At 52.4% G+C, this 16,056-nt stretch carries 15 protein-coding genes; 9 read left to right on the top strand and 6 right to left on the bottom strand.

The genetic code is table 11. The annotated features are described in order from the left end of the window. Positions 1 to 126: 126 nt before the first annotated feature. Together ACQZQY_RS06210 and glpT are read left to right on the top strand one after the other, a co-directional pair. Positions 127 to 684 carry a DcrB family lipoprotein gene (locus ACQZQY_RS06210; RefSeq protein WP_056772204.1) on the top strand — a complete coding sequence of 186 codons (558 nt, stop codon included), beginning with the start codon at positions 127 to 129 and terminating at the stop codon, positions 682 to 684. 216 nt (positions 685 to 900) lie between these two features. Next, on the top strand, positions 901 to 2,253 hold the full coding sequence (gene glpT / locus ACQZQY_RS06205) for a glycerol-3-phosphate transporter (protein WP_056772207.1): 1,353 nt from the start codon (positions 901 to 903) through the stop codon (positions 2,251 to 2,253). Between the two features lie 49 nt (positions 2,254 to 2,302). On the opposite strand, the gene ACQZQY_RS06200 is transcribed toward glpT, so the two are convergent. Genes ACQZQY_RS06200 through ACQZQY_RS06190 form a run of 3 tightly spaced genes read right to left on the bottom strand, consistent with a single transcriptional unit; the run spans position 2,303 to position 5,856 of the window. Continuing rightward, on the bottom strand, positions 2,303 to 3,379 hold the full coding sequence (locus tag ACQZQY_RS06200) for an ABC transporter ATP-binding protein (protein ID WP_431296792.1): 1,077 nt from the start codon (positions 3,377 to 3,379) through the stop codon (positions 2,303 to 2,305). A 41-nt stretch (positions 3,380 to 3,420) separates the two neighbouring features. Then, complete coding sequence (locus tag ACQZQY_RS06195; RefSeq protein ID WP_431296791.1) at positions 3,421 to 4,785, bottom strand: phosphomannomutase CpsG; 1,365 nt, start codon at positions 4,783 to 4,785, stop codon at positions 3,421 to 3,423. Between the two features lie 54 nt (positions 4,786 to 4,839). Further along, on the bottom strand, positions 4,840 to 5,856 hold the full coding sequence (locus ACQZQY_RS06190) for a LacI family DNA-binding transcriptional regulator (RefSeq protein ID WP_431297159.1): 1,017 nt from the start codon (positions 5,854 to 5,856) through the stop codon (positions 4,840 to 4,842). Between the two features lie 286 nt (positions 5,857 to 6,142). Here ACQZQY_RS06190 and ACQZQY_RS06185 point away from each other — a divergent pair, with 286 nt between their 5' ends. From ACQZQY_RS06185 to ACQZQY_RS06160, 6 genes are all read left to right on the top strand, one after another. After that, the gene (locus ACQZQY_RS06185; protein ID WP_431296790.1) at positions 6,143 to 7,405 is read left to right on the top strand and encodes an ABC transporter substrate-binding protein; all 1,263 of its coding nucleotides are present in this window, start codon (positions 6,143 to 6,145) and stop codon (positions 7,403 to 7,405) included. Between the two features lie 4 nt (positions 7,406 to 7,409). Next, the gene (locus ACQZQY_RS06180; RefSeq protein WP_217203012.1) at positions 7,410 to 8,279 is read left to right on the top strand and encodes a carbohydrate ABC transporter permease; all 870 of its coding nucleotides are present in this window, start codon (positions 7,410 to 7,412) and stop codon (positions 8,277 to 8,279) included. A 91-nt stretch (positions 8,280 to 8,370) separates the two neighbouring features. Next, positions 8,371 to 9,156 (top strand): carbohydrate ABC transporter permease, encoded by a 786-nt coding sequence (locus ACQZQY_RS06175; RefSeq protein WP_431297158.1) that lies wholly within the window; start codon positions 8,371 to 8,373, stop codon positions 9,154 to 9,156. A gap of 12 nt (positions 9,157 to 9,168) precedes the next feature. Then, positions 9,169 to 10,719 (top strand): alpha-amylase family glycosyl hydrolase, encoded by a 1,551-nt coding sequence (locus ACQZQY_RS06170; RefSeq protein ID WP_431296789.1) that lies wholly within the window; start codon positions 9,169 to 9,171, stop codon positions 10,717 to 10,719. Beyond that, positions 10,706 to 11,767: a glycoside hydrolase family 130 protein gene (locus ACQZQY_RS06165; protein WP_431297157.1), complete on the top strand. Its 1,062-nt coding sequence runs from the start codon at positions 10,706 to 10,708 to the stop codon at positions 11,765 to 11,767. The genes ACQZQY_RS06170 and ACQZQY_RS06165 overlap by 14 nt, the downstream gene beginning before the upstream one ends. After that, positions 11,764 to 12,678, top strand: a complete 915-nt coding sequence (locus ACQZQY_RS06160) for a DUF1861 family protein (RefSeq protein WP_431296788.1) — start codon at positions 11,764 to 11,766, stop codon at positions 12,676 to 12,678. The genes ACQZQY_RS06165 and ACQZQY_RS06160 overlap by 4 nt, the downstream gene beginning before the upstream one ends. A 59-nt stretch (positions 12,679 to 12,737) precedes the next feature. Here the strand turns inward: ACQZQY_RS06160 and yigL are convergent, their stop codons facing one another. Then, on the bottom strand, positions 12,738 to 13,547 hold the full coding sequence (yigL, locus tag ACQZQY_RS06155) for a sugar/pyridoxal phosphate phosphatase YigL (protein ID WP_183850366.1): 810 nt from the start codon (positions 13,545 to 13,547) through the stop codon (positions 12,738 to 12,740). 47 nt (positions 13,548 to 13,594) lie between these two features. After that, positions 13,595 to 14,587 carry a lysophospholipase L2 gene (gene pldB / locus ACQZQY_RS06150; RefSeq protein ID WP_431296787.1) on the bottom strand — a complete coding sequence of 331 codons (993 nt, stop codon included), beginning with the start codon at positions 14,585 to 14,587 and terminating at the stop codon, positions 13,595 to 13,597. 122 nt (positions 14,588 to 14,709) lie between these two features. Here pldB and rhtB point away from each other — a divergent pair, with 122 nt between their 5' ends. Beyond that, positions 14,710 to 15,330, top strand: coding sequence for a homoserine/homoserine lactone efflux protein (rhtB, locus tag ACQZQY_RS06145; protein WP_421671632.1), 621 nt, complete (start codon positions 14,710 to 14,712; stop codon positions 15,328 to 15,330). A gap of 64 nt (positions 15,331 to 15,394) precedes the next feature. Here rhtB and rhtC read toward each other — a convergent pair whose 3' ends face one another. Continuing rightward, positions 15,395 to 16,024: a threonine export protein RhtC gene (gene rhtC / locus ACQZQY_RS06140; RefSeq protein ID WP_056772241.1), complete on the bottom strand. Its 630-nt coding sequence runs from the start codon at positions 16,022 to 16,024 to the stop codon at positions 15,395 to 15,397. Positions 16,025 to 16,056: the final 32 nt, after the last annotated feature.

The following is a 16,056-nucleotide window of genomic DNA, read 5'->3' as shown; positions in this document are numbered from 1 at the left end:
CCCGCTCACCTCGCTAAAAACAAAAATCGCGCCATAATCTGACTTGCATTTGTGGCGTGAATAGGTTGCCATAAGGCCGTTAAATCAACATCTCAGCCTGATAAACAGGTCACTTAAGGAAGCCCGATGCGTAACTTCGCTAAAATGATGGGAATGGCAGTACTGATCGCCGGTCTGGCTGCGTGTGACGGGAAGTCCACTGATGCACCGGATGCCAATAAAGCCGCCGCCGCCGCCGCGACAACCGCGCCAGTCAGCCTGCTGGATGGGAAAGTGACTTTCTCCCTGCCGCAGGGAATGAGCGACCAGAGCGGTAAGCTGGGCACGCAGGCAAACAACATGCACGTGTATGCTGACAGCACCGGTCAGAAAGCGGTGATTGTGATCCTCGGCGATAACACCACGGAATCGCTGGAAGTGCTGACTGCCCGTTTGCAGGATCAGCAAAAAGCCCGTGATACCAACTTGCAGGTCGTGACCAACAAATCGATTCAGGTTAACGGACAGACCATGCAGCAGTACGACAGCGTCATCACCTCGGCCGGTCAGAAAGCCTATTCTTCAATCGTGCTGGGTAAAGTGGACAGCCATTTGCTGACGCTGCAAATTACCCTGCCAGCCGACAATCAGCAGCAGGCGCAGGCTGATGCAGAAGCCATTATCAATACGCTGAAAGTGCAGTAAATTCAGGGTCAGTGACACCCTCAGGCGGAGCTCAGGCTCCGCTTTTTTTTATCTCCGCCAGCCACTTCGCTTCTCCGCACGCTCCTCCGTAATAAAAATGTAACAATTCTGTCATAACTCACAGTTCGTTTGCGCGCAAACCGCTAACATGATGTTCGTTTTAGAACACACTTGCTCATGACGAGTCAGACCTGATTTATGCCATCGGAGGCATGTATGCTCAGTATTTTCAAACCCGCACCACACAAAGCTCCCGTGGATGAAAACCACGTCGACCCGCTTTATCGCCGTCTCCGCTGGCAGATTTTCATGGGGATTTTCTTCGGTTACGCCGCCTATTATCTGGTGCGCAAAAACTTCGCACTGGCTATGCCGTACCTGATCGATCAGGGCTTCTCCCGTGGCGATCTCGGTTTTGCGTTATCCGGTATTTCTATTGCGTACGGCATCTCAAAATTCATTATGGGGTCGGTATCAGACCGCTCGAATCCGCGCGTGTTTCTGCCCGCCGGTTTGATTCTGGCTGCGGCTGTGATGCTGTTTATGGGCTTCGTGCCGTGGGCAACCTCAAGCATTGCCATCATGTTTGTTTTGCTGTTCCTCTGTGGCTGGTTCCAGGGAATGGGCTGGCCGCCGTGCGGACGCACCATGGTTCACTGGTGGTCACAGAAAGAACGCGGCGGCGTGGTATCAGTATGGAACTGCGCACATAACGTCGGCGGCGGTATTCCTCCGCTGCTGTTCCTGCTCGGGATGGCATGGTTTAACGACTGGCACGCAGCGCTGTACATGCCTGCCTTCGGCGCGATCCTGCTGGCCGTTTTTGCCTTCATGACCATGCGCGATACCCCGCAGTCCTGCGGTTTGCCGCCGATTGAAGAGTACAAAAACGACTATCCGCCGGACTACGTGAAAGAATCCGCTGAGCAGGAACTGACCGCGAAACAGATTTTCATGCAGTACATTTTGCCGAACAAACTGCTGTGGTATATCGCGCTGGCAAACGTATTTGTTTACCTGCTGCGCTACGGCATCCTCGACTGGTCACCGACTTACCTGAAAGAAGTGAAGCATTTCGCGCTGGATAAATCCTCGTGGGCATACTTCCTGTATGAATATGCGGGCATCCCGGGGACGCTGCTGTGCGGCTGGATGTCGGACAAAGTCTTCAAAGGGAATCGCGGCGCAACCGGCGTGTTCTTTATGGTGCTGGTGACCATCGCCACCGTCGTGTACTGGCTGAACCCGGTCGGCAATCCGGGCATTGATATGGCCTGCATGATCACCATCGGCTTCCTGATTTATGGCCCGGTGATGCTGATTGGTTTACACGCGCTGGAGCTGGCACCAAAAAAAGCAGCGGGCACCGCGGCAGGCTTCACCGGTCTGTTTGGTTATCTTGGCGGCTCAGTCGCCGCCAGTGCGATTGTCGGTTACACCGTGGATTACTTCGGCTGGGACGGCGGTTTTATCGTGATGATCGCCGGTTGTGTGCTGGCCGTGCTGCTGCTGGTTCTGACCATGCTCAGTGAAAACAAACACAAAGCGCAGCTGGCTAAAAGTGCCTGATTGAGGATCACCGGCAGCCAAAAGGCACCCCTGGGTGCCTTTTGGTTTTCTACGCCATGGCCTGCGGGATCCGCTTTCCCTGTGCATCAAACAGTAAAACACTGGCGGCATTAAACCCGAACCTGAGGGCGGTATGGCGGGGAAACGAAAGCTGTTTCGACGATTTCATCTTCAGGGCGTGCTCACCAAATGTTGCGTACACCAGCGTCGAATCCCCCTGAAGTTCCGTAAAATCGACCACAACGTCAAACGCATGATCTGTCGCTTCCTCCAGGCGTAACAGCTCGGGGCGGATGGCGAGCGACACCGTTTGTCCGTCCTGCGCCGCCGGGAATTTATCCCCCAGCGCAAACAGCGGCTGCCCGTTAACCCAAAGCTGGCGGCCAACGACCTGCGCCGGGATCACATTGATTTTCGGCGTGCCAATAAAACCGGCAACGAAAAGGCTGGCGGGATGGTTATAAAGCTCAACCGGCGTGCCGATTTGTTCAATATTGCCCTGATTAAGCACCACAATCCTGTCCGCCAGTGTCATCGCCTCGACCTGATCGTGGGTCACGTAAATCATGGTATTTTTCAGGCGGCTATGCAGCTGACTGATTTCCTGTCGCATCTGTACGCGCAGCGCAGCGTCAAGATTCGACAACGGCTCATCAAACAAAAACACTTTCGGCTGCTGGACAATAGAGCGGCCAATCGCCACGCGCTGACGTTGTCCCCCGGAAAGATGCTGCGGTAACCGGTCAAGCATCTCGTCGAGACGTAAAATCAGCGCAGCCTCCTGAATGCGGCGCGCGATTTCCTCCGGCGGCGTGCGGATATTCTTCAGGCCAAAAGCCAGATTCTGCCTGACGGTCATGTGCGGATAGAGTGCGTAGGACTGAAATACCATCGACAGTCCGCGTTTTCCGGCGGGCAACCCGGTGACGTCGGTTTCCCCGATGCAGACTGTGCCGGCGCTGAGCTGATCCAGCCCGGCAATCAGGCGCAGCAACGTCGATTTTCCGCAGCCTGAGGGGCCGACCAGCACCAGAAATTCACCGGAACGGATCTCCAGCGACAAATCGGCAATGACGGTGGTTTTGTCATAATACTTTTTGATATTTTTGAGCGTTAAGCCTGACATAACGTTGTCCTTTCAAACCAAAGGGAGCGCGATACGAGGAATTACTCCCCTGCCAGCGCCAGCAGTGCCCGGGTACTTTCGGCAAGTAACGCCGTGGAGTGACGGGTTTCAACATTGAGGCGTAAAAGCGGTTCCGTATTGGAAGCGCGCAAATTAAACCGCCACCGTTCGAATTCCATACTCAGCCCGTCAACGACGCTGACCGTCACGGCCTGGCTGGCATAATGCTCACGCACACGGCGGATGGCTTCTGCGGGCTGGCTGACGGTGAGATTTATCTCGCCGGATACCGGGAAAAGCGCTTTACGGGCGGCAATCAGACCGGACATTTTCTGGCCGGATTTGCTGAGATGTTGCAACATCAGCAAGGCGGGGATCATTCCGCTGTCGCAATAGCCAAAATCGCGGAAATAGTGGTGCGCGCTCATCTCGCCGCCGTAGATGGCGTTTTCGCTGCGCATTCTTTCCTTCATAAAGGCATGGCCGGTTTTTGTTTCCACGGCGATACCCTGACGGGCAGCGACAATGTCGCGGGTATTCCAGATCAGGCGGGGATCGTGAATGATCTTCTCGCCGGGCGAGTGTTGCAGAAACTGCGCCGCCAGCATGCCGACGATGTAATAGGCTTCAACGTAGTCCCCCTGCTCATCAAAAATGAAGCAGCGATCAAAATCGCCATCCCATGCAATACCGATATCCGCCTGATGCAGGCGTATGGCAGCCTGAGTGGCGTGGCGGTTTTCAGGCAGCATAGGATTCGGAATACCGTGTGGGAAGGCGCCGTCCGGCTCATGGTGAATTTTAATCAGGGTCAGTGGGATGTTGCGCGCCTGGAAGGCCTGCTCCAGCGCATCCAGCGTCGGGCCAGCTGCGCCGTTGCCGGCATTCACCACCACACGCAGGGGGCGCCCAAAAGGCAACGTTAAATAACTGAGCAGGTGATCAAGATACGCGCTGCGGTTTGAACATTGCTGATAAAAACCGGCCTGCGCTATGCCAGAGAAATGATGATTTTCCGCCAGAGCCTGAATCTCATGTAAACCGTTATCGCTGCTGACCGGCCTGGCATCCCGGCCAACCAGTTTCATGCCGTTATAATTGGCCGGATTATGACTGGCCGTGATCTGGATGCCGCCATCCGCCCGAAAATAGCGGGTGGCAAAATAAACCTCTTCACTGCCGGTCATACCGATATCGATCACGCCAACTCCCTGATCGCGCAGCCCGCACGCGACGGCCAGTTTGAGAGACGGTGAGGTCAGGCGAATATCATGGCCGAGCACCACCCGTTCAGGGTGATAAAAATGGGCAAAGGCGCAACCGATGCGGTAAGCAATATCCTCGTTAAGTTCGGTGCCAAGAATGCCGCGTATATCGTAAGCGGTAAAACACGTTAATAAGGCCATATTTCATCCTGAAAACAGACATAATTAATTTCGTCTTTATGGCCCCGCCGTATATCAGGTAGAGCCACGTATAATTAACGTAAATTCAAGATCGTGGTGAATGTTTTTCTTTCCCTCCAGCAACAGAGTGGCGGCAATCTCTCCTTTTTTAACCGGATCCTGCGCCACGGTAGTGAGCGCAATCTCATTATCTGACCGGGGGATATTATCGAAACCGATAATAGCGATGTCTTGCGGAATACGTAACCCGGCTTTACGGCAATACGTGATTGCGCCCAGCGCAAAACGATCCGACAGGCAAATTAATGCCGTTATCTTCGGGTTACTTTTTAGCAATGTTTCCGCGGCCATTTCTCCAGATTCTTCATGGTGGGCAGTTTCACAAAGAAAACATTTTTCCAGATTAATATTCCGGCTCAGAAACTTATCCACACAGGATTTCACCCGGGTGATCATGACGTCATTATCCCCGGTTATCTCTTCACTTAAGGGATTAACGCCCTTGCGCCCCTGCAATGAAGGGAAAGAAATAATCCCAAATTCGCGGTGGCCTTTTTCAAGCAGATGCTGGCAAACCTCCTGCATCGCCTTGTGATTATCAATGGAAACGCTGCTGTGCGGCGGAATTTTAAAATCAGTCGTCACTACAGGCAGATTCTTCGACAACGCCTTGGCGATAATATGATCGTTATTGTGCGTGGCATTCAGAATATAACCATCCACCGCCGTATTGATCACACCGGCCAGCGTTCCCTGACCGTTATGCAACGGAATCAATATGATACTGACCCCTTCCCGGTCGCATTTTGCGGCAATTCCCTGCATCAGCTGTACGTCATGGCTGTCTGTAAACACATAACTGAGCGTGTCATTAAAAATAATCCCCATGGCATCCGACCTGCCGGTGCGCAATGCGCGCCCGATATTGTCAGGTCCGTAAAAGTTAACGGAATGCGCATAATCTATTATTCTTTTTCTTAATGATTCAGATAACTTCCCCGGATGATTAAATGCATTAGATACTGTGGTGTGCGTGACACCTAATTCTTCGGCAATTGACTTCAATGTTATCTTGCGCAGTTTAAAAACTCCAAAACGCTTTTAATAATGGAACAGAGCCCGGCTCAACTTTATCAATTAGACAATATATACTCACAGAAAAAATACTTTTGCAACGAACAATGACAATAAAGTTTAACGTTAAACAAAATCATTTATGTGACCGCTATAACGTTTATTTATTGAATGTCCATGCTAGCGTTTAAATAGAAATCCATCCATAAAATAATAATATGAATACTCTGCAAATATAATTGTGGATTATTAATTACAACCTAATGGAAAAAGGAAATAAATAATGAAAACAATGAAACTGGCTGCGTTTGCGGCTATGACATTATTGTTATCAGGTTGCGGGCCTGAAGAGAAAAATCAGCAGAGTATTAAAATGTGGGTTGCGCCCAATGTCACTCAGGAAGTGTATTGGGGAGAAATCGTCAAAGAATGGAACAGTAATCCGGCAAATAGAAAAGTGGAATTCACGCCTATTCCTGCGGCGGGAAGTTCCGAAGAAGCGATTATGAATGCGCTGGCATCCGGTACTGAACCGGATATTTCCACCAATATATTTATCGGCTTCGCAAGACAGTTAACTGAACTTAAACAGCTCAATGATTATTCCAAAATGCCAGGGTTTCAGGCGCTCGTCGAAACCCGTCACATGGGCAATCCGATGGCTTCGTGGAAGTTCGACGGGCAGCAAAACGTCATTCCAATTTATATCAGCCCGATAGTCTACTGGTGGAGAAGCGACCTTCTGGCTGACTATGGCTTCGATCACGTACCGGTCACTTATGACGAGATTTACACGCTGTCGGAAAGGATGACGCAGAGCCACAAAGGCTACAGTCTGCAAATCACCAGCGGCAAAAACTGGTGGGATCGCTGGTTCGACTTTGTCCCGTTGTATTACGCCGCCTCACAGGGCAGCCCTTACATCCAGAACAACAAAGCTACCTTTAATAACGATGCGGGCCTGCAGACCCTCACTTTCATCAACAAAATGTTCGCTAACAAATGGACCAGCTACGACTTCACCGCCTCTGACGACCCGCTGGCGGCAGGTACCGTGCTCGGCGCCGTGCGCGGACCATGGGATATCGATCGCTATCAGAAACAATTCCCTGAGGTGCTAAAAACCATCCGTATCGGCCAGATGCCGACACTGACCGGAGATGCTGAGGCGGCCACCATGGCTGACAGCAAAGGGATGGTGATGTTTAGCACCTCGAAGGTCCAGCCCGATGCCTGGAAGTTTATTCAATGGGTTTACAGCAATCCGAAAAATGACCTGCGCTGGCTTGAGCTGACCGGGATGCCGCCGGCGCGTGAAGATCTGCAAAGTAACCCTGTCTTTAAAAGCTACCTGCAACAGCATGAGTTAGTGAACGCTATTGCCTCTTTCGTGCCGAAAGCGGTTCCTCCGGCACCGATCACGAAAACGGTCGAAGTCCAGCGGACAATGACCCAGATGATTGAAAAGTTAGTGTTTAAAAACAGCCCGATCCCCGAGGTCATTCAGGCGTCTTCCCAAGAGATCGACAACACGCTGGGGCAGTAAAGCGATGATCAAAATGAAAGAGTCATCACTCGGAGGCCTTTTGGCCTCCGGTTACCTGGGATATTCGCTGGTATTTTGGTTTTATCCTTTTATCTGGCTGGCCGTGCTGAGTTTTACCGACTGGAAATTTATTGGCACACCGTCGTTCAACGGCGTAAAGAATATTATTGCCGTTATGCAGAACCCTTTGTTCTGGACGTCAATTTTCAACGTCTTTAAGTTTCTCCTTTATTATCTGCCGATAGTGTTTATCTCCTCATTATTATTCGCGTTCGGATTGCGGAAAATTAAATATGGTAAAGCTTTCGTCGCACTGAGTTTTTTACTGGCAAATGTCTCTTCCGGCGTGGCGTACTCTATTGTTTTTTCCAAACTGTTTAGCGAAACCGGACCGGTTAATCATTTCCTGATGTCGTGGTTTGGCATAAATGTGCCCTGGTTTACCCACCCCGACGTGGCAATGTTATCCATCGCGCTCATTGTGACCTGGAAGTTCGTGGGCTATTACGGCCTTATTTTTTACTCCGGGCTTATTACCATCCCGAAAGATATTTATGACGCCGCCGAGCTCGACCGTACGTCCGGGGCTGGCAAAATATGGCATATCACACTTCCTCTGATGAATGCGCAGATCGTGATGGTGCTGGTTTTAGCCATTACCGTGGCATTCAGTATTTTCACCGAGCCTTATCTCATCACCGGCGGCGGTCCGCTGGAGAGCACCACCACGCCGATGGTGGTGATGTACGAAGCCGCATTCCGGCAGATGCAACCCAGCTGGGCGGCCACCATGTCCATCATTGTCGCCCTGTTCAGTTTCTCTCTGATCTGGGTCGTGCGCCGGTGTCTGGAAAAGAAAATCGAGATCGTATGATGAGGACAACCCTGTGGAAACGTTAAATACAGCACCTGCCTTAACGCATCGCCAAAAAATAAACATCCGTTCTGCGGTGATCCACCTGTTAATGTTTGCTCTGGCATTAACCTGGTTATATCCCTATTTATGGATGTTGATCGGTTCGTTTAAGAAGACATCTGACATTTATACTACGGCACTTTTTTCCGGCCATCTGTCGCTGGATAATTATGCCTTTCTTTTCGATGGTACAAATAAAGCGGAAAAACCATTTCTGCGCACTTTATTTAACTCTGTATTCATCACGCTGACCATTACGGTCTGTGTCACCTTAACCTCCTCTTTCATTGGCTATGCACTGGCAAAAATGGAATTCAGAGGACGGGATATTTTTAAAAACCTGCTGATTCTGCAAATGGTGTTTCCCGTATTCATGTTTATCATTCCCCACTTTGTATTAATCCGTCAGCTGGGCATGATTAATTCCTACGGCGCACTTATTTTGCCTTTCGTGATGAATGGCTGGGGGATATTTATGATATCCCAAAGTTTTAAAGGCACACCGAATGACTATATTCATGCCGCGAGATTAGATCACGCCGGCCTGATAAAAATTCTGCTCCACGTCATGCTGCCGCTCAATAAATCTATTCTGGCTATCGTCGCGATTTTTACGTTTACCAGCGCCTGGGACAATTTCCTCTGGCCGCTGATTGTCATGCAGGACGTCAACAAAATGCCGCTTTCCGTTCTGCTGGCGACATTCAGTAAATCGTATGGCATTTACGTCGGGCCGGTGCTGGCGGGGTCAGTGGTGCAAACCCTGCCGATCGTGGTGTTGTTTATTCTCTTCAGGAAACATTTCCTGGAAGGGATGTCGCTTTCACTTAAATAGCAGGCATGAAGGATGAATAACCTGAAGACATGGCAGGACCGGGTATTTTATCAGGTGTATTTGCCGTCGTTTTGCGACGGTAATGCGGACGGATTGGGCGATTTTCAGGGGCTGATTTCAAAGCTCGATTATCTGGCGGATCTGGGGATCGGCGGCATCTGGGTCACGCCGTTCTATCCCTCTCCGCTGGTGGATAATGGCTACGACATCAGCGATCACTGCGCCGTTGACCCGCGCTTTGGCACACTGGCCCTGTTCGATGCGCTTATTTCTGCCTGCCATCAGCGTGATATTTTGCTGGTGATCGACGTGGTGATCAATCACGTCTCCGATCAGCATCCGTGGTTCCAGGCGGCGCTCAGTCACCCCGGCAGTCCGTTTCGCGACTTCTTTTTCTTTCGTGAAAAAATCAATAACTGGACCTCGTTCTTCGGCGGTCCGGCCTGGACGCAGGAACCCGGCGGAACCGCCAGTTACTACCATAAATTCTCGCCCCAGCAGGTTTGCCTGAACTGGTCGAATCCTGCCGTTGAGCATGAAATCAAAAAAATCTTCGATTTTTGGATCGCGCGCGGCGTCGATGGCTTCCGTTTTGACGTCATTAATTTTCTCACCACCGACGGCATCGGTGAAGACCATCCGCCCGGCGCACCGGGTGCAGAGCCGCCCCACGACAAGGATATCAATCAGCCCGGCGTGCTGAATGTGGTGAGGAAACTCTGCCAGCACATCCGCGAACAGGGTGAGTTTTTACTGATTGGTGAAGTGGGCAGTGACCTGTTACCGGTGATGGCACCTTATCAGGGGCCAAAACTGCTGGACGTGGTATTCAATTTCAACCTTGGCAGCCAGAAACGCTTCGATATCGCAGCGATCTTCGCCGAAATGAAAGCGATGGAAGCGACACTTTCCGGATTACCGACGCTCTTTTTCTCCAGCCACGATATGTCACGCATGATCAGCCGTTTTGGCGAATCACACCGCGATATTTCGCGCGCCGTGGCCGTTTTCGCCCTGCAAATGACCGCCAGCGGCCTGCCTTTTATCTATCAGGGTGAAGAAATCGGCATGACCGATTTCATTCCGCAGAGCGTGCAGCAAATGCGGGACATCCAGGGCATCACGCAATATCAGGCCGCTATTTTACAGGGTATGGACGATAAGCAAGCGCTCACTTACGCATTACCCTTCTGCCGCGATGCCTCCCGTTTGCCCGTTCCCTGGACGCCTGCTGAAGCCGGTGAGGGAGAAATTAACGTTCTAACTGAGAGTAAGCACTCACCATCAATTCTGAACACCTATAAGAAGCTGATTAAATTGAGAAATTCTCATCTCTCTCTTCAGCGTGGCCGCTATGAGTACCTCACACTGTTTAAACAATGCCTGATATTTCGCCGCTTTCTGGCCGGGGAATGTCTGGAAGTGATGATCAATTTTGGCGCGCCGGTGGCCAACGTAGGCTGCGGCGATGGCAACCCCGTCTTATTCGGCACGGATGCACCGCTGCTGGAAAAAAACGCTATTCTTATCAAGAAGGTAAACCATGAAAATGATCCGAAGTGATAAAAACCCGCTGTTAACCCCCGCCGATGTGCTGCCGTCTCAGCCCGGCTGGAAAGTGGATTGCGTGTTTAATGCGGGCGTCTGTGCGTATCAGGGGGAAACCCTGCTGCTGCTTCGCGTGGCGGAAAGCGTGATATCGACCGACGCCAACTGTCTTGAAGTGCCGCTGTTGCTGAATCAGCACAACGTCTGGCAGGCAGGCACCAAACGTTTTTACCGAGATGACCCGGCTTATGATTTCAGCGACCCAAGAATGATTGCGCTGAAGGCTGATCCTTCGGTGATCTGGCTGACCTCCATGTCACATCTGCGTCTGGCGCGCAGTACGAACGGCGAAGATTTTGTGGTGGATGCTCAGCCATTTTTGACCGCCGATACGCAATACGAACAGTTTGGCTGTGAAGACCCGCGCATTACGCTGATCGACGGCATTTTTTACATCAACTATTCGGCCATTTCGCCTTACGGCATTTCCACCGCGCTGGCCACCACCCCTGATTTTGTGACCGTGGAAAAACAGGGCGTGATTTTCTGCCCGGACAACCGTGATGTTTGTTTCTTCCCGGAAAAAATCAACGGCAAATATCAGGCGCTGACCCGCCCTTCGCCGAAACATTTCGGGAAGCCGGAGATCTGGATGTGTGAGTCTCCGGACATGCTGCACTGGGGCAATCACCGGCATTTATTGGGCAGCGCGTCCGGCGACTGGGATGCGCTGAAACTGGGCGGCGGCGCACCGCTTATCAAAACGGTGCGCGGCTGGTTGCAGATTTACCACGGCGTGGACAAAGATCAGCGTTATTGCCTCGGCGCGATGCTGCTCGACCTGAATAATCCGTTCAACATCCTCGCCAAATCCTCCGTACCCCTCTTACAGCCGGAAGCCATTTACGAAAAAGAGGGATTTTTTGGCAACGTCGTCTTTACCTGCGGCGCGCTGCTGGAACGGGACGTGCTGAAAATCTACTACGGCGCTGCCGATGAATGTATTGCGCTGGCGACCCTGCCGCTCGATGCGTTATGGGCGCATCTCGGATTGACGCAGTGAACACGATTGACGCCTTATTGCGGCAATTTCATGACCTGAAATTGCCGTTGCCCGCCGGAGAAAAAATTCAATTTTCCGGTGTGGGTAACAATGATGTCTATAACCTGACCGCGCCGTTTCGCTGCGACGACCTTATGGTCATTGCCGCACGCGTAGAACCAAGACACTCCGAATTATCGCAGATCCGTTTTTTCGAATTTGATGGCTTCCGTCAGTGCACATTACTGCCGGACGCGCCGGTCTTCGCCTTACAGGATCCGTTTTTCACCCGTATCAACGGGGAGTTTATCTTTGGCGGAGTCTGCGTTGAAGCCGATGAAGACACCGGTGAAATTCTGCGCTGGAAAACCCTGTTGTACCGTGGCGCGGATATCTATTCCCTGCGCCTGTTTTTCATCGGCCCGGAGGGCATGAAAGACATCCGTCCTGTGGGTTTACCGGACGGAAAAGTGTTGCTGTTTACCCGCCCGCAGGGGGAAACCGGCGGGCGGGGCACCATCGGTTATACCCTGCTGGATTCGCCCGACGATCTGACCCTGCACAACGTGATGCAGGCGACGTTATTACACGGGCAGGTGAGTGCCGAAGAATGGTGTGGCGTGAATGCGGCTTACGTTCTTGAGGAGCATCGCGTCGGTGTGCTGGGCCATGTCGCCCGTTTTGATGCGCAAGGGTACCGGCACTATTACGCCTGTTCGTTTATTTTCAACAGCCAGACGCACCACTGTTCAGCCCTGAAAATCATCGCTGAACGCAGCCAGTTCAAACCCGGTGCCGCCAAACGCGCCGCTCTGGAAGACGTCATTTTTCCCGGCGGTCTGTGCTTCACAGCATCATCCGCGCCCCGCTTATATTGCGGTACCAGCGATTGTGAAGCGCAATGGACAGAGATTGATGACCCTTTCAGATGACAGGCATGCAGAGAAGTGCCCCGGACAGGGCTTAAAGCCTTGTCCGGGGGTAACGCGGATCAGATATCTTCAGACAAATACATCTTGCGCAGGTAATGCGGTACGGCGTCATCGGCGTTGGAACCGATGATTTCTGCGTCCGGCATGGCGGCTTTCAGACGCGGCAATGAACCGCTCATCAGGCAGCCTTTACCGGCCATTGTCAGCATTTCAAGGTCATTCAGACCATCACCAAAAGCGATGCAGTCTTTCAGCGTATAACCCATCAGTTTTGATACGTACTCCAGCGCATGACCTTTCGAGACGCCGCCCGCCATCACTTCCAGGCAAACCGGCAGTGAGAAGCTGACATTAACGCGATCGCCCCAGCGTGCGTTGATCGCCTCTTCGAGCGGCAGCAATTTCTCGTGATCTTCACAGGTGAAATACACTTTGCAGATGCCGTCAGTTTCCAGCAGGCCCGGTTCATAGAGCTTGTATTTGAACACTGATTCGCGGAAGAAATCGTCCTGGTCGGCACGGTCGCGGTTCATGTACCAGTCGTCATTGCGATAGACGTTGGTCAGAATATCCGGGTTGTTGTGCATGATACCGAACAGGTCTCTGGCGATGTCTTCATCCAGATTGTGCGAAAAAATCAGATCGCCGTCGGTGTTATGCACGCGCGCACCGTTGGATGTGATCATGTATGCGCTGATGTCGAGATTGTCGCGCATCTGCGCCACATCGATATGGTGACGCCCGGTGGCGAACACGAAGTGCACGTCGCGCTGGGTCAGCAATTTCAGCGTCTCTTTCGCGAACGGGCTCAGGGTATGGTCAGGTGATAGCAGTGTGCCATCTAAATCGGAAGCAACAACATGGTACATAGCGTAGGTTCTAACCTCTGATGGAGTTGTGCGCGGCGAACCGCGGATTAATGCTGTCGCGCAAAAAAGCGCATGATAGCGTCCAGCGCCTGTGCCCGAAGGTCATCCCGCTCGAACAGGATCTCATGGCGCGCGCCTTCAATGACCAGCGGTTTGTCCCCTTCACAAGGGTGACCCGCCACGGCCATGGCCTGACAAAAAGCAAGGTGCGACCGGTTATCGACCACGCGGTCTTCGCTTGCCTGCAATAAAAGGACCGGTGTGGTGATTTTTTCCGCTTCTTTCAGGATATGCATCCCGGCGTCAATGCCTTCACGCACCCAGTGATAGGTCGGCCCGCCGACCTGCAGTTCCGGATAATCGGCGTAATACCGCAGATTACGACGATAACGCTCGCGGCTGTGGGTCAGGCGATTCACCACAAACGGCAGCGGACGCCAGTGGCCGGTACCGAGCGCATAGCCGTCGCGGCGCACCGGACGGTTTTCCGCCCAGTTGAGGATACGGCGGGATATCCAGCCCGGCATCGGCAAATAGATGCCGGTCATCGGTGCAAGCAGTGCCGCCGCGTCAAAACTTTGCGGGTTGTTCGCCAGATAAAGCGCCAGGATCGCGCCGCCCATGGAGTGTGCCAGTGCGAACTTTTTCGCATACTGACGTGGGGCAATCTCCAGCTGATAAAAGCGTTCGAAATCTTCAACGTAATCGTCAAAGTGCTGAACGTGGCCGCAATGCGGATCGTCCAGCATGCGGCCGGAACGCCCCTGCCCGCGATGATCCACAATCATCACATCGTAACCACAGTGGAATAAATCGTAGGCGACTTCGGGGTATTTTACGTAACTTTCGATACGCCCCGGTGACACCATAATGACTTTATCATGATCGGGAGAGCAGAACCGGACGTAGCGGATCGGGACATCGTCAACGCCGTTAAACTCACCTTCCTCACGCAGCCGCCAGAAATCGAGCAACGGCCCGGTAGCAAAGGCGGAAAACTCCTTTTCACGTGTTAACCACCTTGCGTAATTCGCAGACATTCAGTTGATCCAAAATTGTTAGGCAGAGAGGAGAAAAGTGTTATTTGTGAGCTATAGCGCAAAGACAGACAATGGCGTATTGTGCCACAAAACAACATAAAACGTATTCAGGGAGTCTCGCAATGACACTGGACTGGTGGTTAACCTACCTGCTCACTACTTCTATCTTAAGTCTTTCTCCGGGTTCCGGTGCCATCAATACAATGAGCACGGGCATCAGCCATGGCTATCGTGGCGCCGTGGCGTCAATCGCCGGTTTACAGCTGGGATTAACGATCCATATCGTGCTGGTCGGTGTCGGGCTGGGCGCGCTGATCTCATCCTCGCTGCTGGCCTTTGAGTTTCTCAAATGGTTTGGTGCAGCCTACTTAATCTGGCTCGGCATCTGCCAGTGGCGCTCTGCCGGGGCGATTGACCTGAACGCCCTCGCCAGCAGCATGCCGCGCCGCCGTTTATTCAAACGCGCCATTCTGGTGAACCTCACCAACCCCAAAAGCATAGTGTTTCTTGCCGCATTATTCCCACAGTTTATCATTCCTCACCAGCCGCAGGCTGCGCAATACGTGGTACTCGGCGTCACTACGGTCGTGGTCGATATCATTGTGATGATTGGTTACGCCACGCTGGCAACGCGTATTGCCGGTTGGGTTAAAGCGCCGAAACAAATGCAGTTGCTGAACCGCATTTTCGGCTCGCTGTTTATGCTGGTGGGGGTTTTACTGGCGAGTGCCCGCAAGGTGTAAGTGTTAAGAATACAAAAAGGGTCCGGTGGTAAGCCGGACCCTTTTTTATGTGCAGAATCGCTGATTAACGGTTCACGATAAGCGCAATACCAAAGCCTGCAAATACCACGCCTGCCACGCCATCAATCCATTTCGCTAAACGCTGATACCCGCGACGCATCGCTGGCAAGGCAAACACCAGCGCGACGAGAGTAAACCAGGCCAGTGTCTCGGCGATGATCAGGATAAACAGACCCCAGCGCTCGCCGCCTGTCACGCTGTCGCCGACAAACATAGAGAATACACTGCCGAAGTAGATAACGGCTTTCGGGTTGGAAAGATTGGTCAGCAGGCCACGCATAAAGGTGCGTCCGTTTGCTGGCAACGCCACGGCGGTTTCAACCACTTCCGTTTCGCCCGCCTGTTTTTTAGAGCGCGCTGATTTCAGCAACTGCCAGCCCATCCAGCACAGGTACAGGCCACCGCCGACGGTGATAATCTGGTGCAGCCAGGCCATTTTTTGCAGGATCAGATGCAGACCCATCAGCGCCACTGCCGCCCATACCGCAACGCCGAGCGTAATCCCAATGACACCCATCATGGCTTCTTTACGCGAGCGGCTGGCTGCCGTTTGCGAAACAAAGAAAAAGTCCGGGCCCGGACTCGCCAGCGCGATCATGTGCATCATCGCAACCATCAGGAACAGCATCAGCATGATTTACTCTCTTTATGGTGTGTGGGGAATTC

The sequence above is a fragment of the Rahnella sp. PAMC25559 genome (assembly GCF_050632365.1).
Taxonomy (GTDB): domain Bacteria; phylum Pseudomonadota; class Gammaproteobacteria; order Enterobacterales; family Enterobacteriaceae; genus Rahnella; species Rahnella rivi.
The sequence above is the reverse complement of the archived record's forward strand: the minus strand, read 5'-3'. Positions and strand labels throughout refer to the sequence as shown.

Excerpts from the sequence above, each read along its gene's own strand:
- ACQZQY_RS06210 (WP_056772204.1), top strand. The coding sequence starts at position 127 with ATGCGTAACTTCGCTAAAATGATGGGAATGGCAGTACTGATCGCCGGT.
- glpT (WP_056772207.1), top strand. The coding sequence starts at position 901 with ATGCTCAGTATTTTCAAACCCGCACCACACAAAGCTCCCGTGGATGAA.
- ACQZQY_RS06200 (WP_431296792.1), bottom strand. The coding sequence starts at position 3,379 with ATGTCAGGCTTAACGCTCAAAAATATCAAAAAGTATTATGACAAAACC.
- ACQZQY_RS06195 (WP_431296791.1), bottom strand. The coding sequence starts at position 4,785 with ATGGCCTTATTAACGTGTTTTACCGCTTACGATATACGCGGCATTCTT.
- ACQZQY_RS06185 (WP_431296790.1), top strand. The coding sequence starts at position 6,143 with ATGAAAACAATGAAACTGGCTGCGTTTGCGGCTATGACATTATTGTTA.
- ACQZQY_RS06180 (WP_217203012.1), top strand. The coding sequence starts at position 7,410 with ATGATCAAAATGAAAGAGTCATCACTCGGAGGCCTTTTGGCCTCCGGT.
- ACQZQY_RS06175 (WP_431297158.1), top strand. The coding sequence starts at position 8,371 with ATGTTTGCTCTGGCATTAACCTGGTTATATCCCTATTTATGGATGTTG.
- ACQZQY_RS06170 (WP_431296789.1), top strand. The coding sequence starts at position 9,169 with ATGAATAACCTGAAGACATGGCAGGACCGGGTATTTTATCAGGTGTAT.
- ACQZQY_RS06165 (WP_431297157.1), top strand. The coding sequence starts at position 10,706 with ATGATCCGAAGTGATAAAAACCCGCTGTTAACCCCCGCCGATGTGCTG.
- yigL (WP_183850366.1), bottom strand. The coding sequence starts at position 13,547 with ATGTACCATGTTGTTGCTTCCGATTTAGATGGCACACTGCTATCACCT.
- pldB (WP_431296787.1), bottom strand. The coding sequence starts at position 14,587 with ATGTCTGCGAATTACGCAAGGTGGTTAACACGTGAAAAGGAGTTTTCC.
- rhtB (WP_421671632.1), top strand. The coding sequence starts at position 14,710 with ATGACACTGGACTGGTGGTTAACCTACCTGCTCACTACTTCTATCTTA.
- rhtC (WP_056772241.1), bottom strand. The coding sequence starts at position 16,024 with ATGCTGATGCTGTTCCTGATGGTTGCGATGATGCACATGATCGCGCTG.